Below are 23,301 nucleotides of genomic sequence, written 5' to 3' on the forward strand. Positions count from 1 at the left end.
CTCCTACACTGGCTTCGCGTAGTAAATATAAACCTGCCGATCTTCATCCACCTCGGCTGATGTCTTCTCCCATTCGCGTCCATTCACGTACAAATAGTCGCTTTGCAAATGCAAGAGAGCATCGTCATCGTCCTTGAAATAAAACGTGTGTACGAGCGGATAAACGCGTGCATTTTCTTGATATTCACGCATTTCGATCTGGATGCTGCCCCAGCGTGCAGTCACAGCCTCCGCGTAATCGACAGCTTGCTCTTCTGTTGAGCGCTTGACGTAAATGACATACGTGCCGTTTTGGATTGCACAGGAAGTCTTTTCATAAACGACATGCCCCTTCACCAAATAATCGCAAGCAAAACGCAAGGAGACCTCGTCTTTGTTCACGTTGTCGTAGTAAAACTGAACAGGGTATCCCCTCGCCTCATCCAGCAGCCGATATTCCAGTCGTGCCATTTTTCTCACCTCTTTTACCTATCACAGAATAACAAATCATGCGCAACAATTTTATACGTGCACCGAAACATTTAGTTGCCAATAAATGAAAAGAAATCCAGCTGAGCCATAAACCGCTACATAAGTCCTACTTCTTTTGTTCCCGTTACTGTCGAATCATACCGCGAATCGTTTCATGCAAATGTCCGTTGCTCGCCACTAATGAAGGCGTGTGATCTTGTTGGAATGGCTCATGCTGATACGGTTTTCCAGACCAGTCCGTAATCGTTGCACCCGCCTCCTGGGCGATAACAATTCCGGCGGCCACATCCATAATATTGGAACGTTGCATCACGATATAATCGAGCCATCCGTTTGCCAGCAAGCACCAGTCCAGCGCAGGCGCAATATTTCGCATGAGACGCTTGGTCTGGAATACAAACGGTTCCGTAAAAGCCATCTCTTCTTCCTTCGTTACCGTGTCACGTCCACGGATGTATGTACCGACTGCACGTGTGAGGTCTTGACGGTTATTGACGTTCAATCGTTTTCCGTTCAAATAGGCTCCTTTTCCTTTTTCCGCCCAAAACATTTGACCCGCTACCGGATTGTAGACGACGCCCAGCACCAGCTCGCCCTTGTGCTGCAAGGCAATCGAGATCGAGAAATACGGATAGCCGATAAAATAGTTATTCGTTCCATCTAAAGGATCGATAATCCACAGATACTCTTCCTCGCGGGAAACCAATCCGACCTCTTCAGAAAAAATGGTATGTGTCGGGAAGTGACGATGCAGGACCTCAATGATGCGCTTTTCACTGCCTTTATCCTCTGGCAGCTTCACGTCGTTATGCAATTCCTCATCGGGCACGAGCTGTTCGAGAAAACGTTCCTTCAAAAACGCACCCGCGACACTTGCTGCTTCTTTTGCTATTTCAATCATGACATTTCGCTCCTTTTTCTCTTTGGAACACAATAAGTCGGTTTTTCAGCACCGAGAAGATGGCGAGAACCGAAAGAAAGGAGCGGAGTGTAGGCAATCTACATAAGCACCGGACTTCGGAGGTGAACGCCATATTCGATGTCGAATTCGCTTTCTGGACTACTTCGTGATCAAAAGACGACTTTTTGAACAACCTTCCACTTGCACTTGTGCAGGAAAGATTACTATCATAGAAAGACACCCGAAGGAGGGGGATAAACATGAACACCGACTTCATTCGGCTGAAAAATATGGAAGGTGAACTCAAATTCACCCAAATGAATAATAGCTACGGCTTCTCTGTCACCACAAAGGAGCTCGTTTTTTTCAAGCCACATATGACCTACCATTTGTTTTTGCAGGATATCATTAGCATGGTCCCGATGAAGCTGGACGTTAGCCCTGTCACGTTTCGGCATCAGAGTGAGGCGGTTCATGCCTCATTTGGTTCCGATTACTACAAGCTGACAGCCAAATGGGCGCGGATTGTTTCCCGATCCGGTATCGTCGAAAAAGAAAACATGGAGTTTATCGTGCCGCTTTCCACCAAAATGCTCGCTTATGTTTCGGAATACAGCGGTCTCGTTGTCATCAAATAACACCGTCAACCCTCTCTCTCGCCTTTTTGGTGTGGAGCGAGGGCTTTTTATTTCCGATCATTTCTGGATAGCACGATGAACGTTCCTGTACCATGGGCGATCCGCCTATCCCGATCATCGTAGACACTGCCCTCCATGACGACCAACGTGTGTCCGCGATGCAAAAAGCTCGCTTCTGCGCGCAGCCGCTCTCCTATTCCCGGAAGCAAATAATTGACCTTCAGCTCTGTGGTCACTGCATACTGATTAGATGGCAAGGACCGATTGATCAAGGAGCCCATCGCTGAATCGATCAAAGTCGCGAGAATCCCTCCATGAACAACTCGACCTGAATTGTGCATAAAAGGGGTCAGAGGCAATTCGAAGCGATACGACTGTCTTTCTTCGTCGATGAACTCTCCCTTTAATCCAAGAAATCCAGAGATAAACGCGCTATTCCTTTCCCGCTTCTGCTGAATGGCAGCAACAGCCAGCTCGAGAATGCGGCGCTCTTCTTCATTCCCGTCAGACCAGATGTTTTTTAGCTCATCTAACATTTTGTTCACTCCAACCGAAATGGAATCGATTCTTCTATTTTATCCCAAACAAGTTGATTTCGCTATGATTCCTAAACTTATGCCAATCGAGAGCAGCTGTCCGAACCACTCGAGACTGAGCAAATGTTCAGACTTTTACGGTTGTTTCTGTTATTAAAAATTGATAAGATAGTTCAAAACATAAGACAGGCATTATCCGTATAGGAAGGGAGTTTTTCAAATTGGCCAGACAACGCAGTGACATGATCAAAAAAGGATTCGACCGCGCACCGCACCGTAGCTTGCTTCGTGCAGCAGGTGTAAAGGATGAGGATTTCGATAAACCGTTTATCGCCATTTGCAACTCGTACATCGACATTATTCCAGGTCACGTGCACTTGCAGGAGTTTGGAAAACTGGTCAAAGAAGCCGTTCGTGCTGCTGGCATGGTTCCTTTCGAATTCAATACGATTGGTGTTGACGACGGAATTGCTATGGGACATATCGGGATGCGCTACTCCCTCCCGAGCCGCGAGATCATCGCAGACAGTTTGGAAACCGTAGTCGCTGCTCACTGGTTTGATGGCATGATCTGTATACCGAACTGTGACAAGATCACACCTGGGATGATCATGGGCGCGCTTCGTGTCAACATTCCAACCGTATTTGTAACCGGTGGTCCTATGAAAGCCGGAAAAACGAGTGATGGTCGCTCCATCTCACTTTCCTCCGTATTCGAGGGTGTCGGAGCTCACCAAGCAGGCTTGATCAACGATCAGCAACTCGAAGAGCTGGAGCAATATGGATGCCCGACTTGCGGTTCCTGTTCTGGTATGTTTACAGCGAACTCGATGAACTGTCTGCTCGAAGCCATCGGTTTGGCTCTGCCTGGCAATGGTACCGTACTCGCTGTCTCTCCTGAACGTCGCGAGCTGGTACAAGCATCTGCTGAAAAACTGAAAAATCTGATTGAACGCGACATTAAGCCACGCGACATCGTAACACTCGAAGCAATCGACGATGCATTCGCACTCGACATGGCGATGGGTGGGTCAACCAATACCGTTCTCCATACACTGGCGATCGCACAAGAAGCAGGCATCGAATACCCGATCGAGCGCATCAACGAAGTAGCGAAGCGCATTCCGCATATTTGCAAGCTGGCGCCTTCCTCCGACTATCATATCGAGGATTGCCACGAGGCAGGCGGCGTATCAGCCGTTCTGAATGAAATCGCGAAAAAAGCAGGCGCGATCCATCCAGACCGTATCACTGTCACAGGCAAAACCCTTGGCGAAAACATCGCTGACGCCGAAATCAAAAACGATCAAGTCATTCGTCGCCTGGACAACCCGTACAGCGCTTCCGGCGGTCTCGCTGTTCTGTTCGGCAACCTGGCGGAGCAAGGCTCGATCATCAAAACAGGCGGTGTCGATCCTTCTATTAAAAAGCACGAAGGTCCAGCGATCTGCTTCGACTCCCAAGAGGACGCTCTGGCAGGAATCGCTGCTGGCAAAATTAAATCCGGTCACGTTGTCGTCATCCGCTACGAGGGACCTAAAGGCGGCCCAGGCATGCCAGAAATGCTGGCTCCTACCTCACAAATCGTGGGTATGGGCCTCGGTAAAGAAGTCGCTCTCGTCACAGATGGACGTTTCTCCGGTGCTTCTCGCGGGATCAGTATTGGTCACGTGTCTCCAGAAGCCGCAGAAGGCGGTCCAATTGCCTTCGTACAGGACGGAGATATCATCTCCATTGACCTCGAGGAGCGCACGATGCAACTGCTCGTGGATGAAGCCGAGCTGGCTCGCCGCAAAGAAGACTGGAAAGAATTCGAGCCAAAAGTAAAAACAGGCTATCTGGCTCGTTACTCCAAGCTGGTAACGAATGCGAGCATGGGTGGTATTTTGAAAATCTAGTGTTGCAAGTAAAAGCAAAACCCTTCCTTTGTGAATCACTGTCACTTAGGAAGGGTTTTTGTATTGACTTTTCCAGCTATTCCCTTCTACAATCAAGTTAATAAAATTTAACTGGTTAAAAGGATTGTGATGCATATTGGAGCAAAAGTCGATTTTTATCATCGAAAACTACGATCAGCTAAAAGTGATCAGTGACCCGTTACGCACGAAAATGCTGATGCGTCTGGTGGAAAAGCCGCACACAGGGCAACAGCTCTCCCAACTTTTTGGACTGTCACGCGCGAAGATTCTCTACCACCTGCGTGAGCTGGAGAAGCACGGCATCATCCAGTTGGTTAAAAAAGAAGAAAAGGGCGGCAACATTCTCAAATACTATCAGGCGGTGGCAAGAGGCTTCATACCCGCTGATCATCTACTCACGTATACGGAGTCGAAAGAGGCTACCAGACAATCTTACGTCGAAGTCTTGCAACGTGCGAAAACAAGAGCGCTCAGTGCTCCTGAAGAAGCCTTTGCCCTGACGTCAACGGAAGTCGAGAAATGGCCGCGCATCTCCCTGCAGTCTGAAGTCAGAGTCAGCGAGCAGGCGTTTGTGTCCTTTTTGCAAAAATACCGGAACCTGCTCCACGAATTGCAGCAAAGCTCCCTGGATGACCCATCTTCCATGCAGGATTACTACCTGATGATTACGGGATTTCAAATTGATGAACCGTTATTCAAAAAGGATGGACAGCAGTAACAAAGGAAACTGTCATACGAAAATTCCACCTGTGTATGAAAAACCTATTCGAGTAGGTTTTTCTTTCGGACATTCGGTTAATATTTTTTAACCGGTTAATAATAAGGAGAGTGAATTTCCATGGAAGCTGTCCCCAAGCAATCTAGCCTTCCCTCGGCGGATACATCCCGCTTGTTTACGAAACCCTTTACCCTTCTTTGGTTGTCCGCCCTTTGTTCCGGACTCAGTATCTCACTCTTTCTTTTCTCGCAAACCTGGTATATCATCCAGGTTTTAGCTCAGGAGGCCTCATTAGGCATCGTATTTATGGCGGCAACCATTCCCAGGATCGTCTTCATGCTCATAGGCGGAACGCTCGCTGATCGGATGAGCAAAAAGAGAATCCTATCGATCACAAGCATGTTGAAAGCATGTTTGATGCTGTTGCTTGGAGGAATCATTTGGTGGGGGTATTCCTCGCTTGCGCTATTTGTTTGGTTCGCTTTCTTCTTCGGTACCATTGATGCCTTTTATTGGCCAGCTCAAAATTCGCTTATGCCGTCAATCGTACCCTCTACTTCCCTTTTGCGTGCGAATTCGGTGCTGCAAACGACAAACCAAACCTCACAGCTGCTCGGTCCTGTTCTTGCCGGTTTTGTGATTGAGTGGGGAAGTTACCCCCTTTTATATGGCTTTGTTGGGCTGCTTCTTCTGGTTGCAAGTGTATCCGCATGGTGCATGCCGAAACAGGAACCAGCCATTCTTTCAAAACCACAGCAAAGGCTCAAGGAATCGATAAAGGAAAGCTTCTATTATGTCAGACAATCGGATTTCCTTCCCTTGCTATTAACCTCTATCATCTGCCTGAACGTATTTTTGATGGGCCCCTTATACATCGGCTTGCCAATTTTTGTAGATCAGGTGTTGTCTGGTTCTACCCTGCAGTACAGCTTTTTGGAAGGGGCACTCGCTTTTGGCATGCTTGCCGGTGCAATCGTGCTCGCACTCACGACACTGGGTCAAAACAGGTTGCAGATCGCCTTTCTTTTCATGATGATGCAAGCGCTTGTCTTCTTTGCTTTTAGTCTCACTCAACAGTTCTGGCTCAGCTTGCTTATTCTTTTTACGCTTGGCGTCACGTTTTCTCTCATTAATATTCCGATCCTCTCTTTTGTTCAGGAAAAGGTACCACAAGCCTCGTTGGGGAAAGTCATGAGTTTGGTCTCGCTCTCCTCTTTAGGTTTGCAGCCGATTTCACAGGCGATAACGAGTCTTTTGATCGCATGCGGACTAACGGCCAAGGAAGTGATGCTGCTTGCCTCCATCCCTCTCTTCATTGCTTCCTGTTTCTTTTATTGGCGGCAAAAGTACGCACGGCCTACAAAGAGATCCGATTGAATTATTCGCGAAAGCAAAAAGGGATGATCTGCAATGGATCATCCCTCTTCCGTATCGTATTTACAAAACTTGCATATTCACTCTTCGCAACTTTACAGTGTGCGAGACGTATTAGTAAGTAGAGAGCCAAACAAGTAGATTACAAGACTCGCCGTGCCGAAACGAAGCGCTTCTCCCAGGACGTGCCTTTAAAGGTCGAATACGTCACTCCTGGTTTTCCATATGTATGTAAGAGTTTATTGTTGCCTGCATAAATCGCCACGTGTGTAATCCGTTTGGACGTCGTCGTTGTACTCGCCTTGAAGAACACCAGGTCTCCTTTTTTCAGGTTCGACTTGGACACACTCGTTCCTACCTTGGCTTGATCGCGAGAAGTGCGTGGTATGCTCTTGCCAACTGCGACTTTCAATACGCGCTGTGTAAAGGAAGAGCAATCAAATACGGCTGTGGTATTACTGCTCGCACCGAATTTATAAGGCGTACCCATATACTTTCTTCCCGTGGCAATGACCTTGTCCGCCTTGGATTGCGTCCACGCAGCCTCGGCTACATTTTGCTCCCCTGGCATTGGAGCGACAATCGCTGTGACTCCCAATGCTACTCCCATTACGATTCCTATGAGGGCTTTATGTAATTTCATGCTGTTCATCCTCCCTTTTCTTGTGAAAAAGATCCCTGCTCAACAAGGGACCATTTTATGCAAAGTTTGGCTGACTTCTCACTTGTTCTCTACTTTACCAAAGCCCACCCTCTATGAAATTACCAAAAACTTACCAAAAACTATTTTTCCAACTGGATACGATTACCGCTTGACGCCTTCGCGCTTGATTTAACAGGCATTCCTCAAATTTTCAGTCTATTTCCTTACCATAATGTCCCTCTCAAATTGGCAAAATTTATCCAGCCCCCATTTGTTAAAATCCGCGTCCCATGTGACTTTCGTCCTAGTTCCATTTACAAAAAACCCCTTTTCCCTCCTTTTTCACGTAATCTGCATTTGGAATCTCTCTTTCCTTTCTTCTCTCTCTACTTGCAACTAGCAGGGAGTCATCGTAAAGTAGATAGGAGTTCGTTTTGAAGGAGGCACATATGCGACTGCGTAACATTCCAGGTGCCGAAGCGGCCCTGAGAGAATATCCGACGTTCGTAGACAATCCCCTTTCCTATAAAGGAAATTGGAAGGAACGCTTCGGGAATAACAATCCGATTCATGTGGAGATCGGCTGTGGAAAAGGACGCTTCATTAATACACTGGCCGAGCGTCACCCTGACATCAATTTCATTGCGGTTGAACTGAAGGCGGAGGTCGTTCTGCGCGCTGTCCAGCGTACGGAGTACAAAGCGGTTCCGAATCTGGCCTTTGTCCAGTACGACGCTTCCAAGTTGACCGAGTTGTTTGCCGATCATGAAATTTCTCGCATCTATCTGAACTTTAGTGATCCGTGGCCAAAAACCCGTCATGCGAAACGCCGCCTTACTTACAAAAACTTCTTGAACACCTATCGTCAGGTACTTGTAGCAGACGGCGAGATTCATATGAAGACAGACAACGAGAACCTTTTTGAGTTTTCACTCAACCAATTCGCTGCGGAACGCTTCCAGATGCGCAATATCACCTTTGACCTGCACCAGTCCAAGTTGGCGGCAGATAATGTAATGACGGAGTACGAGGAGCGCTTTTCTTCTCGTGGGCAGCGCATTTATCGGGTGGAAGCGAGCTGTGTGATTAAGTAGACCCTGGTTTGAGTCAACATAGGGGAGGAGAAGAAAAAGCACAGTTCTCTTCGACTCTGACACGCCAGCATGGGGGATTGACTGGCCGTCTCCATTTCAAAAAGGGGACCGTCGAGCCAAAGCCACCCTACGGGCGGAAGTTTCAAGTGTTCGACAAGCGTGGTCCCCTTTTTGAAGTTCCGACTGGGTAGGCGTTGTCAAGGTCTGCGAGATCTGTGCTTTTTCTGCTCGCCAGCTTTGTTGGTTCGTCGGAACCTTTTAAATGCTTAACAGAAATCATTATTATGCATAAAAAAACCCTCCGAACTCTCAAGTAGGCTTTGAACCTTACTTGTGAGAACGGAGGGTTTTTATTATTCTTTTTGCCGCCCGACGCTCTTGTATACGCGCTCTGGTCGTCCGACGACACCGTACGAAAGGTCTGCGATAGCGTCTCCTTTAGCTACTAAATATTCTAGGTATCGCCTTGCTGTTGAACGGCTAATGCCTGTTTCTTTGCTGACCAAATCCGTCGTAGCCTCCTGTATCTGCATGAGAAAGCCTGAAATCTTGTCCAACGTAATTTGATCAATTCCTTTGACTGCCCTTGTCTCGGTTGCCTTCTTTTGTCCCGTCCGGGTAATGAGCTCATCGATTTGGGCTTGACTGATCTGATCGGTGTCTTTTTTCCAATCACTCACCTTTTGCCTGAACTCCTGATAATTCCGTAACGTTTGTTGCAGGCGTGCAAAGATAAGTGGCTTGGTAATAAAATCGAATACGCCATAGCGGATCGCCTCTACGACCGCATCCACTTCTTTGGCTGCTGTCAGCATGATGACATCCGTTGTAGGGAACTGCTCCTTTATGATCGACAAAAAATCAAGGCCGTCCATATCCGGAAAATAAATGTCGAGCAACACGAGATCAGGCTGCAAAATTTCCATTTGGTCCTTGGCCTCTTGCCCATTCGTGGCAATGCCAATCACCTCGTATCCCTCCACTTTTTCCACGAAGCGTCGGTTTACCTCTGCGATTCTCAGGTCGTCTTCAATAATGAGTACCCGAATCATCAATAACGGCCTCCTTCCGTTCTGCCGTGCGTGCGTCCTTTGGTATCGTCACAGTAAAAATCGTTCCGCCTACCGGATTTCCCGTATGTGTAATATTGCCGTGTACATGTAAAACAGCTTGTTTGACTAAGTGCAGTCCGTAGCCATGATTCGGCTGCTGTTTGGTAGAGAAGCCCAGCTCAAAGATTCGTTCAGCATTTTCTTCGGAGATGCCTGGTCCCAGGTCCTCTACCTCTATGAGCAAGACTTCTTCCATATTGAGCAAAAAGATCGTGATTTCTGGTGCAAATGCACCTGGAGCTTTTACAGCGTCCATCGCATTATCTATCAAATTGCCGAGAATGACAATCAGCTGTGAGCGATCAATCGAGGCAGGAATGTCGCGGAAGTTGCTTTCCGGATCTATTTTCAATTCCACTTTGCGCTCGTTGGCTTGATTCAGCTTCCCAAGCAACAAGCCACCTATCAGTGGGTCGGGGACTTCTTGCATAATAAACGTCGTATTGTGGACATGCACATTTAGCTCAGAAGAAATCGTTTCAATGGCTTCCTGATACGATTCAAGCTGGATGAGTCCTGATATGAGATGCAGTTTGTTGGAATACTCGTGCGTCTGGGAACGAAGGACTTCCGCGTACTCCTTTACCCGTGACAGCTCCTGTGTGACCTCGAACAGCTCGGACCGATTGCGAAAGCTCGCTACCGCGCCTATAACATGGCGCTCCTTATCCATAATCGGGACGCGGTTCACGACTAATACGTGCTCGTCCACATTCGTTTCGCGGTCAAATTCGGCTTTCCCAGTCTCAATCACCTCATGAAGGCCCAGCGAACGAACCAGCTCGTCCTGTTTGTCCATGATACTGTCTTTATCCTTCGCTTGCCCCAGCATATGGAGAGCCGTCTGATTCGCGAGCGTGATCGCCCCTTCCTTATTGATCGCCACAATGCCTTCACGAATCGATTCCAACACGGCTTGATTTTCCTGATACAATCGCCCGATTTGTTCAGGCTCCAAACCAAATATCGCTTTCTTTACATTCTGTGAAAGAATGAGCGTAGCCACCACACCCAAGAGCAAGGTGACGATGCCGATGACGAAGATTCGATTGCGATATGATTCAATCGTTTCATTTATATCCTCAAACAAAAAGCCGACAGAAACGACCCCCATCACCTTTCCTTCCTCATCATAGATCGGTGTCTTTCCTCTGAGTCCGGGGCCAAGCGAACCGACTGTCTCAGAGATGATGGATTGCCCCTCAAATACTGCCTCATTGTCGCCTCCCACCATCTTTTTGCCAATCTGCTCTAGATCAGGATGTGAATAGCGGATGCTTTGCAAATTTCCCACTGTGATAAAAGCCGCATTCGTGTCAACGCGTATTTTTTCCACGATTGGATTGATAATCTTGGCAGGATCTTCTGCGTCAAACGCCTGTTTGATCTCGGACATCTGCGCGACGGTCTTGGCGGTATGCAGCGCGCGCGTCCCGATCTCATGCTCTAATACGCCCGCCAGCATCTGTTCAAACATCGTACCGAGTATGACCGTCACACCAAAAAGGAGCGAGCAAATAATCAACATTAGCTTGCTGTGAAAACGCACATCGTTCCCTCCTCTTCTTCTCATTGTATCTCATTTCGCTCGATGACGAAAAAAGAGGCCATGAACAGGCCTCTTTTCTTATTTCTTCCTTCTTATAGTTGACTAGAATGAGATGACTCCGGTAAGAAGAGCAAGCGCAATCATCACGATCGATGTTCCAAACGCCCATTTCAGGATGAACTTTTGGGTTTCCGCATAATCGACCCCAACCATTCCGATCAACAGGTACTGTGCTGCAAACAACGGGCTGAGTACATGCAGCGGTTGACCCAGGATGGAAGCGCGACCAATTTCCGCTGGATCGATTCCGTAAGCTGCTGCTGCATTTGCTAGGATGGGAACGATCCCGAAGTAATACGCATCGTTAGACATGAAATACGTGAATGGCATGCTTGTCAGCGCCACGAGTAGAGGCATATGAGAACCAAGTGAATCTGGAATCCAGGAAACGAGTGTGCTCGCCATCGCATCGATCATTTTCGTTTCAGTCAAGATGCCTGTAAAGATTCCCGCAGCGAAAACCATGGATACCGTAGCCAGTGCGTTAGCTGCGTGGGATGCAATCCGCTCTTTCTGATCTTGCATTTTCGGGTAGTTAATAAACAGGGCTATGGCAAAAGCGAGCATGAACATCGTCGGCAGTGGCAAGAAGCTCGTAATCAGACCGACCATCAGGGCTGCTGTCAACAACAGATTGAACCAGATCAGGCGCGGACGTTTCAGTGCAGCAGTCTCATCCGTAGCCGCTACTTCTTGTCCTGCAAGCGATTGCAAATCTTCATCTGGTATCTCAATAATCCCCAGACGCTTGCGCTCTTGTTTGCCCAAAATACAGGCTACGATCATAACCCACGCAATTCCGCCAATCATCACAGGAATAACAGGAACGAAAATCTCAGAAACATCCATATGGAGTACACTCATGACACGTGCTGTCGGTCCACCCCAAGGCGTCATGTTCATGACACCGAGTGCGAGCATCGGCATGACTGCCAAAATCATCGGTCTAATTCCCAGCTTGCGATACAAAGGCAGCATCGCGGTAACTGTAATCATATACGTCGTGGTTCCATCTCCATCCAATGCGACCAAGGTAGCGAGAATCGCTGTACCTACAATCACCTTCAGTGGGTCACCCTTCACCATTTTCACGATTTTCTTAATTAATGGATCAAACAGACCCGCATCCATCATGACTCCAAAGTATAGAATGGCGAACAACAGCATAATTCCCGTAGGCGCAATTTTCTTGATACCTGCAAGCATCATGTCGCCAATTTCTGTCGTACCAAATCCGCTAATTAACGCAAAAATAACAGGAACAACAATCAAAGCAACCAATGCCGAAAGCCGTCTCGACATAATCAAGTACATGAAAACGGCTACCATGAGAAATCCAAGTAATGCCAGCATACGCTAGTTCCCCCTTGCAAGAATGCGCTTACAATGATGTTGTAGCAACCATTACGAATGCGCTTTCATATTGTGCTGTCATTATAACAATGTTCGTAAAAATCCGAATAGAATATGCGCATAAACTGTTTTAACCGCATTTCCTCTATTAACATCATAAAAATTACGACATGCGCATATGGTGATCGGCCATGCAAGTACATAAAAAAGAGGCCATTGTTCACTGAAAATCATGTGTTAGACTGTGAAAATATAGTTGTAGACTGATAAAAAAAGGCCCCGCCTAAGAGAGAAGAGCTCCCAGGCAAGGCCTTTTCGTCCGTCAAATTAAACGAGCTTGGCGCGATAGTCATCTATGATTCGATGCTCCATTTTTTCCTGTAGGTGGTCGGTCATGTCCTGGCATATCCGGTTGTATTCCCAATCGGATATCTTATAAGCAGGAGGAGCATCTTGATGCAGCAGCATGGCGATCCGCATATGAGTCGCAGGGTGTGTCGTGTCCATGCTTTGTTGACTTCTTTCCAGGATGCGCACTATGCGCATTTTTTCCTTTCCAGGCAGCTTAGAAAAAGTCTCATGCAAGTGCTGACCCAGTGTCATACTTTGCTTTTGCAAAGAATGTCTTGCGATCAGTGGCTCCACCACGTCGTTCATGTGGATGATCTGCAACAGGGAAATGAGATGCTGGCTGCCTGCAAGCTGAGCCGCCATACGATCCGCCTCATATTCAGCACGTTGACTCTGATTCCAATAAAGATGAATGAGAACAGCCAGCAAACGATAGGGAATCCAAAGTAGAAGCCGCATGATGCCTCTGCTGAACGTGGCGATGAATGAAAAATGGTATTCATCATCCTCGTCTTGGATTGGGTCAAGCAAATCGCACCAATTCAGGAGAATACGCTGTGCATGCGATACCAGAGCGCTCCGCCTAATGTCATTGTTACGGCAATGAGCCAGCTCATGGGCAAGCAATGCGGTCAACTCTCCCGGTGTGCACGCAAACAATAGTGGATAACCGATGACAACCACCCGCCTTCTGCGCCATCCATATTCACTGGTATACGCCTCAAAGTAAGGAGAGAGCGCGAACTGTATTCTTTTTTCGACCCCCATCTTTTGCGCCACGGTTTCAAATATCTTCATGGTGGTTGGGTGTTCATCAGCATTCAAAAGAATGGTCATTTTCGGAAACGGATGGGGTCGAGGCCGCGACAACCATGCGAACAGGAGGACTAGCAGACAGCTTATGAGGATAAAGGGGCTGCTATACCAGGCGACAAGTCCGTACAAAGAAAAGAGAAAGCCTGCAACGGAACATCCGATTACGACGAGTGAGTACGCGGATGCCACTCTCTCGCTCACCCCCTGTTTGGTTACGAGCTCGGTGCGGCCCTTTAGCTCTTTGAACAAGGCTTGACCGTATGTATCACGCATTTTCCTCTCAAGGCGCTGTCTGACAGCATTCTACCACGAGTAACTGTTCCTGATAAGATAGTTTGGAAATATAATCCACCCGGCAATTGGGATAAGGTATGTAGTGTTGAATGAAATGTAGTGACAGAAATTTCGGTATAATATAATTGCTTGGTTTTGTGGAGGGCATTAGATCTTTATGACATGAAGAGGAGGATATCTCAATGAAATTAACTGTGCTGGTTGATAATAACACTTACATCGACCGCTACTTTGTTGGTGAGCCAGCTGTTTCTTATTTAATCGAAGATGAAGATATGAGGATACTGTTCGACGTAGGATACTCAGATGCGTTCATTCGCAATTCAGAAAAGATGAGAATTGATTTGAGAAAACTTGATTACGTTGCGCTGTCACATGGACATAGCGATCATACCTGGGGATTAGATCCGCTCATTCGAATGTTTTCTGAAGCGAAACTTGAACAATTAGAATTCAGACTCCCAACCATTATTGCTCATCCCGATGTATTCTACAGCAAACTCTTGAATGGTGAAGAAATAGGGAGTTTGCTATCTGCTGAGAAAATCAGTAGGCATTTTAAATTGGAATACACCAAAAAGCCGTTGTGGCTGACGGAGAAGTTGGTCTTCTTAGGTGAAATTGAAAGGACTATGCCTTTTGAAGCGGATAACGCTATTGGACATATTGCAAGAGATGGCGAAATCTCAGAGGACTACCTGCTGGATGATTCTGCACTGGTTTATAAAGCTGAAAACGGACTTGTCATAATTGTTGCATGTTCACACTCAGGAATCTGCAATACCATTGAATATGCCAAAAAAGTTTGTGGAGACGATAGAATTCTCGATATAATCGGAGGATTTCATCTGCTAAACCCTGGAGAATATCAGATGAATGAAACCGTGGAATATTTTCAGACTGTCAAACCGAAATATTTACATGCTTGTCATTGTACAGATTTGAAATCGAAAATTGCATTATCAGATGTAGCGAATGTAATGGAGGTTGGAGTGGGTTTAACTCTTGAATTTAGATGAGACTCATTGAGCTAACGGGTTTCGATAGCTTAATAAATAACTAAAACGCGGCTGCCAGTATAGATCGGCAGCCGATCTGCGCTAAAGGGCAGATTAACGCAACATTTCAAGAGCTGTAATCGTAATATTATCTGCTCAAGAAGACGGAAACAAGCAATGGCAGTGAGGGGGAACCCAGCACCGCCATTGCTTTATTTTTGCAAAATGATTTGATCAGGCAAGCTATCCGTCAAGTGCGCAAACTTACTTTTGAGACATCCCATTTCACTAAGCAAGATGTTTACCACATGCTTTTCGATATGACGATTTTCCCCCGTTTCGGCAGCTCTTCGCTTTTGCGGTACGCCTGAAGCAGGCCCTGAGCAGTAAAGGGATAGGTCTCATTGATGTGGATACTCAACTTGTTCTTTTGCATATGGCGAACAATAGAATCAAAATCGGCACGGTTGGGTCTTGCATGGAAGAAATGCGCGTCAATGCCCCGGACCTTTGGATATTGATTGATCGCAAATGTCGCCACTGAAATATAGGAGCCGCCATCCTTGATGACCGAGTAGTTTTTCTCTCCCCGATCTCCTGGTAGCCCGGTACCGATTGTGGATGGGTCCATAGCGGAATCAACCACGATATCGATAGGATCGGTTATTTGGGCGGCAAAGTCGACTTTCGTGTAGTCGAACACCTCGTCCGCACCGAGTCCTTTGACGAAATCATGATTATAGTCCCTCGCGGTTGCGATAACATATGCTCCATGTTGCTTGGCCAACTGGACCGCTGCATGTCCCACACCTCCGGCACCAGCATGAACAAGGATACGTTGTCTCGGTTGGAGACGGCCATGCTCAAACAGCGCTTGCCAAGCTGTCAGGGCAACCGCAGGCGCGGCGCCTGCCTCTTCGAAGGAAAGACTCTCTGGGATAACAGCTAGATGATCTTCCTCCACCGCAACGTAGTCCATGTAGGAACCCATCGGAACCAAGCCCATGACACGATCCCCCGACTTGAAATGACGCACTTTTTCGCCAACCTCTTTTACGATGCCGGCTACATCAAAACCAAGAACGATCGGTAGTTGAGCCGGAAATTTATCAGCTATCGGACTCTGAAGAATCGCGCCGCTGCGCATTAGAATATCCGCAGGATTAATGGAAGAGGCGCGCATTTCGACTAGAACTTGTGTATCGGTGAGTGTGGGAACTGGCACTTCCAGTTCCTCTAGTACTTCGGGGATTCCAAAGCTTGTCAAAGCAATAGCTTTCATGATTATACCTCCTCTTAAATTGAACACAAGTTGAATTTTCAACATGTGTTTTATATAGTAAAAACGTATCAGAGCGATAGATGATGTCCAATGGTTAAAACAAGCCCGGTTGTTGATTTTTCAACAGAGGGCTTCAATATGTTCATTTTATATAGGTTAAAGGGGAGAAAGATATGGACAGACGTATTCAAAAATCGAGGCAAGCGATTATGAATGCTTTTATGAGGCTAATGTCAGAAAAGGACTTCGAGAGCATGACGGTCAATCAAATTGCGGAGGAAGCGAATGTCAATCGAGGAACAGTGTATTTGCATTTCGCTGATAAGTACGATCTACTCGATCAATGTATGGAAGATCAAATTAACCAGTTACTGCGGAATTGTATGCCTGAAGAGGGGGTGGTTCATCTCACTTCCAAAACCGCGCTACAGCGCACGTTTGAATATTTGGAGCAGCATGCTTCTTTCTATTCCATAATGCTGAAGAGCAAGGGTAACGCGGTTTTCCGAAGCCAAATGGAGACAATGTTCCGGCAAAGTCTGAGCGAGCATCTGGATTCGATCAATCTCGATCGGAAATTGAACAAGGATATTACGGTGCAATTTTTAATTTCAGCGGGAGTGGGTGTATTGGAATGGTGGATTACCCATTCGATGCCGTATCCGGCATCGGTCATGGTTGAACAATATTGGAATTTGCTGAACCGAATTCAATTGCAAATGTTCGAATAAATAGCGTATTAAAATTAGAAAAATAAATTAATAGACAGTGAAAATAAAGGCTTTAAACTAGCTAACCTCATAATACGAAAGGGCAGTAGTACGAGGGTTCGCCACAGAGAACCTATTTAAAAATACGATCAATTTCGTTGATTTCTTCTTCTGTCAGGTGGACGTCTACTGTTTTTAAATTATCCAGCACTTGCTCTGCTCTTTGTGCCCCGGGAATGACAACATCAATTGAATCATGTGTTAAATACCAAGCAAGGACTATATGAGCAACTTCGGCATTTTTATTATTTGCAATTTTACGGAGCTGCTCTACCTTTTCTAGATTTTTTTTGAATTTATCGCCCTGGAAGTGAGGCATATCTTTGCGTAGATCATTGAATGCCATATCTTTATTGTATTTACCGGCAAGCAAGCCTGATGCTAGTGGAAAGTATGGAATAAACGAGATATTATTCTCTGTCGTATATGGAAAGAATTCTTGTTCCGCTTCACGCTGCAGCAAATTGTAGTTTCCCTGTAATACCTCGACATAACCATCCTTATTTGCTTCTTTCAATTGTTCCAGTGAGAAGTTAGAAACGCCAATTGCTCTAATTTTACCTTCGTCTTTTAGCTGTTTTAAGACTCCAACCGCCTCATCTTTTGGTGTATCCTCATCTGGAGCATGAATATAAAATAAATCTATGTAATCTGTTTGTAGCCTTTTCAAACTATCTTCAACGGCTTGTTTTAAATAAGCAGGCGAATTATCCATGGTAACATCATTGCCGACAAGTGTAAGGCCACCTTTTGTTGCAAGGATATGTTCATGACGCTTTCCTGCTTCTTTTATCACTTCACCTATTAGCTCCTCTGAACGTCCTGTTCCATAAAAAAACGCTGTATCTAAAAAATTCACTCCATGGTTGATCGCAGCCCGCATCAAATCTTTTCCTACTTCTTCATTTAAATTAGGATAAATATTGTGGCCACCTACAGCGCTTGTTCCAAGTCCGATTGGATTGACAATTAAATCTGTTTTACCAATTCGTGTTTGTTTCGTCATTCTCTTCAACTCCCTCTCATTTTTAAGCTTAGCGTACGTTTTCGCGCGAGGTTTTTACCAGTATCTACATCATAATTCATTACGTTACGTAAGTTTCAAGTGCAAAATGATTTTTTGAATATTTGCATAAAAATAGCCCTTTGCCCTGGTGCATGGGAAAATTATGTTGCCTTTAGCAACACTAGTGTCCTTAAATGCCTTCATCGGAAAAATGAATCCAACTATTGATTTTCATGTATTTGCATATGTGGATGTTTCACTAAAAATGCTATTTTAGTATTTTATTGTTACGATCGGGTTCGATAACGAGGACAGGCATGCTGCCGCTCGACCTATGCCGAGGATGAGAATAACCTCTTGTCCGAACAACGGCTCTGCTATAAACGATATATTGCGGCGGTTCGTCGATCCATGGCCGACCCGCGAACTATTCCCTACAGTGAGGAAGGAGTTGCCCCGATGGATTTCGATTTCCCATTGCTGAAGCAAGAAATTAAAACGGCGGCAATGCAGGCCTTTGACGAGATGAATAAGACGTGCCAGGACGATAGGGTAATCGCCTTTGCGTTGTACAGCGACGAAGGCGCCATGACGGTATGTCCTGCTGTCAATACGAAAGCGCATCTTGATGGTATTGTCGAGAGCGATCCGGAACATGCGCTGTATTTCAAATACGAGCCTGCGGAATGGAGGTTCGAAGGTCAAGGGTCTGAGGAGGCCTTCGGTGCGATTTGCGCGAAGTTGCGAAGTTTCATCCTGACTGAGGAGCCCTCGGCAAGGCATGAAAGCGGCCGTTTCGTTGCGTTTCGGGAGGCGTTGTACGAAACGTGTATCGAGGCGCTGGAAGAACTGGTACGCTCGGGCATCTTTTCCGGTGCTGTTGGTCGCGACATCATCGTCTTGTTCGCAGTTTCCGACTATGAGTTCGAGACAGATTCGTATATGCGGATGATTCGAAGGCTGAATGCCGACGACACCATCCGAAAGGAATGCGCGGCTTATGTGAAAGAATGGAGCGATTAGCCCCAAAAGACCTGCCTCCATTGATTTAGTGAAAAGAAAGCAATTCATAAGAAATATCAATTTTCATATTTGCTATGATGGAATGAATGACAACCATTTACAAGCGGAAAGCAGGGTGTACATATGGAGAGTTTAGGATCTAGGAATGTGGATGTCATTACGCTGTTTGTTGAGGATTTTCAAAAGGTGAAGGCGTTCTATCAGGAAGTATTCGGATTTCAAGCCGTATATGAAGACGAGGTCTCGTCGGTGTTTAACTTCGGGAATATGAGCGTGAACCTTTTAGATATTTCCGAGTCACACGAATTGATGAAACCGGGAACAGTCGCAACGCGTGAATCCGGATTCCGTTTCCTACTCACCATCTGGGTCGATGACGTGGATGAGGCCTGTGAAGAATTGAAAAAACGTGGGGTTGCTCTACTGAACGGTCCGATCGACCGGCCGTGGGGAGTGCGAACGGCTTCATTCGTCGATCCGGCAGGACATGCCTGGGAGATCGCGAAACAAATATGTTGTTGAAATTCTCTTCTTTAGCGGATAGCTCGCTGCCTACGAACCATTTATGGTTTTTCATGACTTCTCCGCCCGTTGTCGGCGTGTAGTCCAGCATATAGACAGTGGTTTGCTCGGCTGGATCAATAGACCCAGCTTTTGAAAAGAAAAAGAACGGCACGAATTAGCCGTTCTCTTGTTTTTCTTATACATCTCGCTTTTGAAACACCCGAATGGACAACCCCAGCGCTACGATGCCATAAAAAATGGTGTAGATGAGCATGGCAGTACTCGGAGGAGAAGTCGTACCGAAAATGCCTTGTGAAGCAAAGGACAGCGGATCGTCAGCAGAATCAAATAGCGAAAGCGTGGCTTGCCTAAACAGTGAATCGGCCGGAAAGAGCAGACTGGAAATAATCCCGATGTTGGTAAGTGAGCTATTGCTAAAGACCGCACCGAGCTGCTCGATAAAGCCACCGATGAAGCTGATCCCGTACAGAATGATCAGGATGATGCCCCCCGTTACTGTTGTAGTCATACTGCTCAAGAACATGGCTACACAGACAAGAATGATCGGCATACCTACGAAGAAAGCTGCTGCTTTCAGGATTTGGCTTCCTCCTACCTGAACAGCCAACGCACCACCGCCAACCCATTGGTTGATCGCCAAAAGTCCGAAGAACATCAGGAGCGCGTACAGCCCAAGCATACTTGCCAACCCGAAAAATTTCCCCAGCACATATTTGTAGCGAGGAAGTGCTCGTGCTAGCCACGTATCGATCTGATGGCTTTCGATTTCAGAGGCAATGCTCCCGACACTGCTCAAAATCGCCAAGAGTGCGGTAATGATGGAGCCAAAGTACAAGCCCATCCCTAAGAGCTGCGTGGAAAAGAAGTTTTTTTGCAGCAAAGCATCTGGACTTAAGCCACCGAACGATTCCTTCATTTCCTTGACCGCATAGCCTGTTGCAAGTCCAAACAGCAGCAGGAAGGTCAGCGACATGATCAGCGTAATTGTGAAAATACGCTTGGAGATCATTTCTCTATACGTGATTTTGATGATCGGCCACATGTCGTTCCCCCTCCTTTCTCTGCACCCAGTACAGAAATACGTCTTCTAGTGATTGCTGCTTGCGCACGACTTCATGTACTCCAGCCCCTGAAGCAATCAACTGTTGCAACAGAGTGGGTACGCGATTGTCCTGATCCAGCGTCATTAACCATGTATCACGGTTTTCCTCTTGTCTTACGAGACGACTCTCTGTGACGAAGGAAGGAAGCGCGTTTTGAAAGCCTTCGCTATCCTTGTCCACTGTCAATTCAATTTGTGGTTGGACGGTGCTCAGCTTGCGCCAGTCTCCTTGTACGACCAGCTCACTACGGTGAATGATCCCGACGTAGTTGCACACACTCTCCATTTCACTCAGTAGATGACTGTTGAGAAAAACTGTCTTTCCTTGGTCACGCAGCCGCGCGATCAGCTCACGTACTTCCTTTCGCCCGATTGGGTCCAGTGCGGAGGTCGGCTCATCGAGGAAGATCAGCTCTGGATCGGATAAGAGGGCGCAGGCAATCCCGATACGCTGCTGCATGCCTTTGGAATAGCCCCGGATGCGTTCACGCTCACGTCCAGCCATTCCGACCAGCTCGACGACATTTTTTATCACTGATTTGCTCTCGCGATGTGTTAATCCACACAACTCGGCATGATGCTCCAAGAGCTGCTGGCCCGTCAACCAATCAGGATAGCGGAACAGCTCTGGCAAGTATCCTACCTTTTTTCGCGATTCTACACTGCCAATCAGCTGCCCAAGCATAACCGCTTTGCCATCCGTCGGGTGCAATAACCCGAGCATCGTCCTGACAAAGGTACTTTTACCCGCTCCATTTTGACCGAGGAAACCAAATACGGAGCCACGTGGTACTTGTAGCGTAATATTTTTGCAGCCAGCTTTCCCGTTATATTGTTTGGTCAACTCCCAAGTCTCTATCACATAATCTGACATCGCTTACCTCACTTTCTCCATTGCAAACGGGACAAAGCAGAGCCTTCCTTCTTCAGGAAAACTCTGCCAATGCCCCACTATTTGTTTACTTATTTCAGTTGTTTCGCAAAATCCAACAGCCTATCAGCGTTCTTTTCGCTACCTTCCAGCATGTGAATCTGTCCATCCTGCTGCCACATCAAATGTGTATTGTATTCACCTGTGATCAGCATTCCGTTTTGACCATTCACTTTTACTTCCTTCATCTTGCTCTCGCCGTCTGCCATGTATGGCACAGGGAGGGTATGCTGCCAGTCTTCGATGCTAATCATCTGCTTTTTCACTTGATCCGGTATGAACGGCAGGGCCAAGAGTGTCTCGCGAAGCTGTGCCAGATCAACTCCCTCTGGAGCAGTTAGCTCAGGTGCGTCCACGACAGAGTAGCCATAGCTTTCTTTTCCTGCGGTCATCCAGACGTTCTGCATCTGTGGGATCTTCAAGGAGAATCGTTTGCCACTCAGCTTTTCATCAAAGCGCGCCTCTACCTGCAATTGCCCCAGTAGCTTGTTTGCACGATCGGCATCGATTTCCATGTGCATGGTGTAAGGGGAATTGACGTTTACGCTATCCACCGTGACATCCTGCGGCAGCTGTGGCAGCTTCACGCCTGCCTTTTCAGCGGATTCCTTGTTGTTGTAATAGTAGCTTCTTTGCTCAAGTTTCTCTTGATCATTTTCATCAATCCAGATTTTTCCGATCCCATTCAGTTCCATCTCGCCCACATTGCCGTTTGCGATCCATTGTTCCAGCTCTCGCAAATCCTCTTGCGTCACTTTGACAAACTCTACTTTATCCATGCGGAAAATGGACAGAAAATCGTTCGCTGCTGCTTGTACTTGGGGGAAAGACAGGGACACAGCCAATACTGCTGCTGCCGAAGCGCCTGTCACCCATCTTTTTGTTTGCTTGTTCATCTGATTCCAGCTCCTTCTGATTGTTTCTCGATTGGTTATCATTTGTCGTTCTTGTGCATATGTGTCAGTCGTTTTCTCGATGGATTGCGAAAATCGCTGCCACGCTGCTTCCGTATTGACCTTCACATCGTTTTTCTCGGAAAAAGCATGCTCCATCTTCTCACGCGTCCAGCTATCCAACGCGGACAATTCGTCCAGCTGTGTACGGCAGGTTTCACAGTAGTCCAGATGAAGCAGGAATTGCTCACTTTCTTTTGAGCTGCATTCACCGTCCAAGAACGCCTGGATAAAGCCTGTATCAGCACATTTCATTCCTCTTCCCCCCTCATCCGGTCATAGATGGTACGAAATTTACTTTTCGCTCTCGCAAGGAGTGTTCCCACCGAGCTGATCTGCGTGCCAGTCGCTTTAGCCAACTCCGCATAAGGAAATCCGGAATATTTCATGACCAGCAAGGTTCGTTCCCGCTCGTCTAGCTCCTCTAGCACATCGCGGACGATACTCTGGGACTCTTTTGCAAGCCACATCTCTTCTGTAGAAGGACTGACGTGCTCTTGCTCGGATGGACTTCGCTCTTGTCTTGCGTACCTGCGTTTTTCTGAACGAAGATAGTTGTACGCTGCGTAGAGCGCGGACTTGGACAGCCATGCCGGGATATGTTCGATCACCGAGCGATCCGTATGGTAAAAGGAGAGAAATACATCCTGTGCAATATCTTCTGCCGTTTGTTGATCTTTCACAATACGCATGATCTGTCTGACCACAAACGGATAATAGGTTGTAAACATTTCTTGAAAGGAATCTGCTTGATCCTCTACTCGAGCATGGTTCATCACCAGATTTGCTTGCACCTCCACTGGATTCCTCCTTCCTGCGTGCGCCATTGACGAATGCCTCTACTGCTTCGTTCATCTAATAGAAACCACCAAGGCGATTTTT

The 23,301-nt window shown here is 46.8% G+C and carries 24 protein-coding genes and 1 pseudogene; 10 read left to right on the forward strand and 15 right to left on the reverse strand.

The genetic code is table 11. The annotated features are described in order from the left end of the window. Nucleotides 1-3 precede the first annotated feature (3 nt). Nucleotides 4-450 carry a hypothetical protein gene (locus HPY27_RS22010; RefSeq protein ID WP_174225951.1) on the reverse strand — a complete coding sequence of 149 codons (447 nt, stop codon included), beginning with the start codon at nt 448-450 and terminating at the stop codon, nt 4-6. A gap of 145 nt (nt 451-595) precedes the next feature. Then, on the reverse strand, nt 596-1,372 hold the full coding sequence (locus tag HPY27_RS22015; RefSeq protein ID WP_017250557.1) for an inositol monophosphatase family protein: 777 nt from the start codon (nt 1,370-1,372) through the stop codon (nt 596-598). A gap of 260 nt (nt 1,373-1,632) precedes the next feature. Here HPY27_RS22015 and HPY27_RS22020 point away from each other — a divergent pair, with 260 nt between their 5' ends. Then, complete coding sequence (locus HPY27_RS22020; RefSeq protein WP_017250558.1) at nt 1,633-2,010, forward strand: hypothetical protein; 378 nt, start codon at nt 1,633-1,635, stop codon at nt 2,008-2,010. 47 nt (nt 2,011-2,057) lie between these two features. On the opposite strand, the gene HPY27_RS22025 is transcribed toward HPY27_RS22020, so the two are convergent. After that, nucleotides 2,058-2,546, reverse strand: coding sequence for a PaaI family thioesterase (locus HPY27_RS22025; protein WP_174225952.1), 489 nt, complete (start codon nt 2,544-2,546; stop codon nt 2,058-2,060). A gap of 221 nt (nt 2,547-2,767) precedes the next feature. Between HPY27_RS22025 and ilvD the strand changes: the two genes are divergently transcribed. The 3 genes from ilvD to HPY27_RS22040 all read left to right on the forward strand — a co-directional run bounded on the left by ilvD (nt 2,768) and on the right by HPY27_RS22040 (nt 6,560). Further along, nucleotides 2,768-4,444 carry a dihydroxy-acid dehydratase gene (gene ilvD / locus HPY27_RS22030; RefSeq protein ID WP_106836032.1) on the forward strand — a complete coding sequence of 559 codons (1,677 nt, stop codon included), beginning with the start codon at nt 2,768-2,770 and terminating at the stop codon, nt 4,442-4,444. Nucleotides 4,445-4,580: 136 nt separating this feature from the next. After that, nucleotides 4,581-5,183 (forward strand): ArsR/SmtB family transcription factor, encoded by a 603-nt coding sequence (locus tag HPY27_RS22035; RefSeq protein ID WP_017250561.1) that lies wholly within the window; start codon nt 4,581-4,583, stop codon nt 5,181-5,183. A 120-nt stretch (nt 5,184-5,303) separates the two neighbouring features. Then, nucleotides 5,304-6,560: an MFS transporter gene (locus tag HPY27_RS22040; protein ID WP_174225953.1), complete on the forward strand. Its 1,257-nt coding sequence runs from the start codon at nt 5,304-5,306 to the stop codon at nt 6,558-6,560. Nucleotides 6,561-6,699: 139 nt separating this feature from the next. Here HPY27_RS22040 and HPY27_RS22045 read toward each other — a convergent pair whose 3' ends face one another. Continuing rightward, nucleotides 6,700-7,200, reverse strand: a complete 501-nt coding sequence (locus HPY27_RS22045; protein WP_174225954.1) for a C40 family peptidase — start codon at nt 7,198-7,200, stop codon at nt 6,700-6,702. 449 nt (nt 7,201-7,649) lie between these two features. Between HPY27_RS22045 and trmB the strand changes: the two genes are divergently transcribed. Further along, nucleotides 7,650-8,294, forward strand: a complete 645-nt coding sequence (gene trmB, locus HPY27_RS22050; RefSeq protein ID WP_017250565.1) for a tRNA (guanosine(46)-N7)-methyltransferase TrmB — start codon at nt 7,650-7,652, stop codon at nt 8,292-8,294. A 353-nt stretch (nt 8,295-8,647) separates the two neighbouring features. On the opposite strand, the gene HPY27_RS22055 is transcribed toward trmB, so the two are convergent. The 4 genes from HPY27_RS22055 to HPY27_RS22070 all read right to left on the reverse strand — a co-directional run bounded on the left by HPY27_RS22055 (nt 8,648) and on the right by HPY27_RS22070 (nt 13,808). Next, nucleotides 8,648-9,346 carry a response regulator gene (locus HPY27_RS22055; protein WP_017250566.1) on the reverse strand — a complete coding sequence of 233 codons (699 nt, stop codon included), beginning with the start codon at nt 9,344-9,346 and terminating at the stop codon, nt 8,648-8,650. Further along, entirely contained in the window at nt 9,324-10,955 is a 1,632-nt protein-coding gene (locus HPY27_RS22060; protein WP_483296517.1) for an ATP-binding protein, read from the reverse strand. Before HPY27_RS22060 ends, HPY27_RS22055 begins: the two co-directional genes overlap by 23 nt. Nucleotides 10,956-11,057: 102 nt before the next feature. Further along, entirely contained in the window at nt 11,058-12,368 is a 1,311-nt protein-coding gene (locus HPY27_RS22065; RefSeq protein ID WP_174225956.1) for a CitMHS family transporter, read from the reverse strand. Between the two features lie 327 nt (nt 12,369-12,695). Continuing rightward, complete coding sequence (locus HPY27_RS22070; protein WP_174225957.1) at nt 12,696-13,808, reverse strand: M48 family metallopeptidase; 1,113 nt, start codon at nt 13,806-13,808, stop codon at nt 12,696-12,698. 203 nt (nt 13,809-14,011) lie between these two features. On the opposite strand from HPY27_RS22070, the gene HPY27_RS22075 reads away from it, so the two are divergent. Continuing rightward, the gene (locus HPY27_RS22075) at nt 14,012-14,848 is read left to right on the forward strand and encodes an MBL fold metallo-hydrolase (RefSeq protein ID WP_174225958.1); all 837 of its coding nucleotides are present in this window, start codon (nt 14,012-14,014) and stop codon (nt 14,846-14,848) included. A 280-nt stretch (nt 14,849-15,128) separates the two neighbouring features. Here HPY27_RS22075 and HPY27_RS22080 read toward each other — a convergent pair whose 3' ends face one another. Continuing rightward, entirely contained in the window at nt 15,129-16,109 is a 981-nt protein-coding gene (locus tag HPY27_RS22080) for an NADP-dependent oxidoreductase (RefSeq protein ID WP_174225959.1), read from the reverse strand. A 173-nt stretch (nt 16,110-16,282) separates the two neighbouring features. On the opposite strand from HPY27_RS22080, the gene HPY27_RS22085 reads away from it, so the two are divergent. Then, nucleotides 16,283-16,840, forward strand: a complete 558-nt coding sequence (locus HPY27_RS22085; RefSeq protein ID WP_174225960.1) for a TetR/AcrR family transcriptional regulator — start codon at nt 16,283-16,285, stop codon at nt 16,838-16,840. 112 nt (nt 16,841-16,952) lie between these two features. Here the strand turns inward: HPY27_RS22085 and HPY27_RS22090 are convergent, their stop codons facing one another. Further along, nucleotides 16,953-17,885: an aldo/keto reductase gene (locus tag HPY27_RS22090; protein ID WP_174225961.1), complete on the reverse strand. Its 933-nt coding sequence runs from the start codon at nt 17,883-17,885 to the stop codon at nt 16,953-16,955. 148 nt (nt 17,886-18,033) lie between these two features. Here HPY27_RS22090 and HPY27_RS30665 point away from each other — a divergent pair, with 148 nt between their 5' ends. The 3 genes from HPY27_RS30665 (at nt 18,034) to HPY27_RS22100 (ending at nt 19,430) form a co-directional block, all read left to right on the forward strand. Further along, nucleotides 18,034-18,162, forward strand: a complete 129-nt coding sequence (locus tag HPY27_RS30665; protein ID WP_371814352.1) for a DUF6609 family protein — start codon at nt 18,034-18,036, stop codon at nt 18,160-18,162. A gap of 182 nt (nt 18,163-18,344) precedes the next feature. Then, nucleotides 18,345-18,908 (forward strand): DUF4303 domain-containing protein, encoded by a 564-nt coding sequence (locus tag HPY27_RS22095; RefSeq protein WP_173623743.1) that lies wholly within the window; start codon nt 18,345-18,347, stop codon nt 18,906-18,908. A 123-nt stretch (nt 18,909-19,031) separates the two neighbouring features. After that, a complete protein-coding gene (locus tag HPY27_RS22100; protein ID WP_017250575.1) occupies nt 19,032-19,430 on the forward strand; it encodes a VOC family protein in 399 nt (132 codons plus the stop codon). A 10-nt stretch (nt 19,431-19,440) separates the two neighbouring features. Here the strand turns inward: HPY27_RS22100 and HPY27_RS30190 are convergent. The 5 genes and pseudogenes from HPY27_RS30190 to HPY27_RS22125 form a co-directional block, all read right to left on the reverse strand. Further along, nucleotides 19,441-19,554, reverse strand: a pseudogene (locus tag HPY27_RS30190) (DUF1541 domain-containing protein); the annotation flags it as partial. 54 nt (nt 19,555-19,608) lie between these two features. Continuing rightward, entirely contained in the window at nt 19,609-20,475 is an 867-nt protein-coding gene (locus HPY27_RS22110; RefSeq protein WP_174225962.1) for an ABC transporter permease, read from the reverse strand. Beyond that, entirely contained in the window at nt 20,447-21,409 is a 963-nt protein-coding gene (locus HPY27_RS22115; protein WP_174225963.1) for an ABC transporter ATP-binding protein, read from the reverse strand. The genes HPY27_RS22110 and HPY27_RS22115 overlap by 29 nt, the downstream gene beginning before the upstream one ends. Nucleotides 21,410-21,498: 89 nt before the next feature. Next, a complete protein-coding gene (locus HPY27_RS22120; RefSeq protein ID WP_174225964.1) occupies nt 21,499-22,674 on the reverse strand; it encodes an anti-sigma factor family protein in 1,176 nt (391 codons plus the stop codon). Further along, nucleotides 22,671-23,219 carry an RNA polymerase sigma factor SigX gene (locus HPY27_RS22125; RefSeq protein ID WP_174225965.1) on the reverse strand — a complete coding sequence of 183 codons (549 nt, stop codon included), beginning with the start codon at nt 23,217-23,219 and terminating at the stop codon, nt 22,671-22,673. The genes HPY27_RS22120 and HPY27_RS22125 overlap by 4 nt, the downstream gene beginning before the upstream one ends. Between the last annotated feature and the right edge of the window lie 82 nt (nt 23,220-23,301).

The sequence above is a fragment of the Brevibacillus sp. HB1.1 genome, from assembly GCF_013332445.1.
GTDB classification, from domain to species: Bacteria; Bacillota; Bacilli; order Brevibacillales; family Brevibacillaceae; genus Brevibacillus; species Brevibacillus porteri.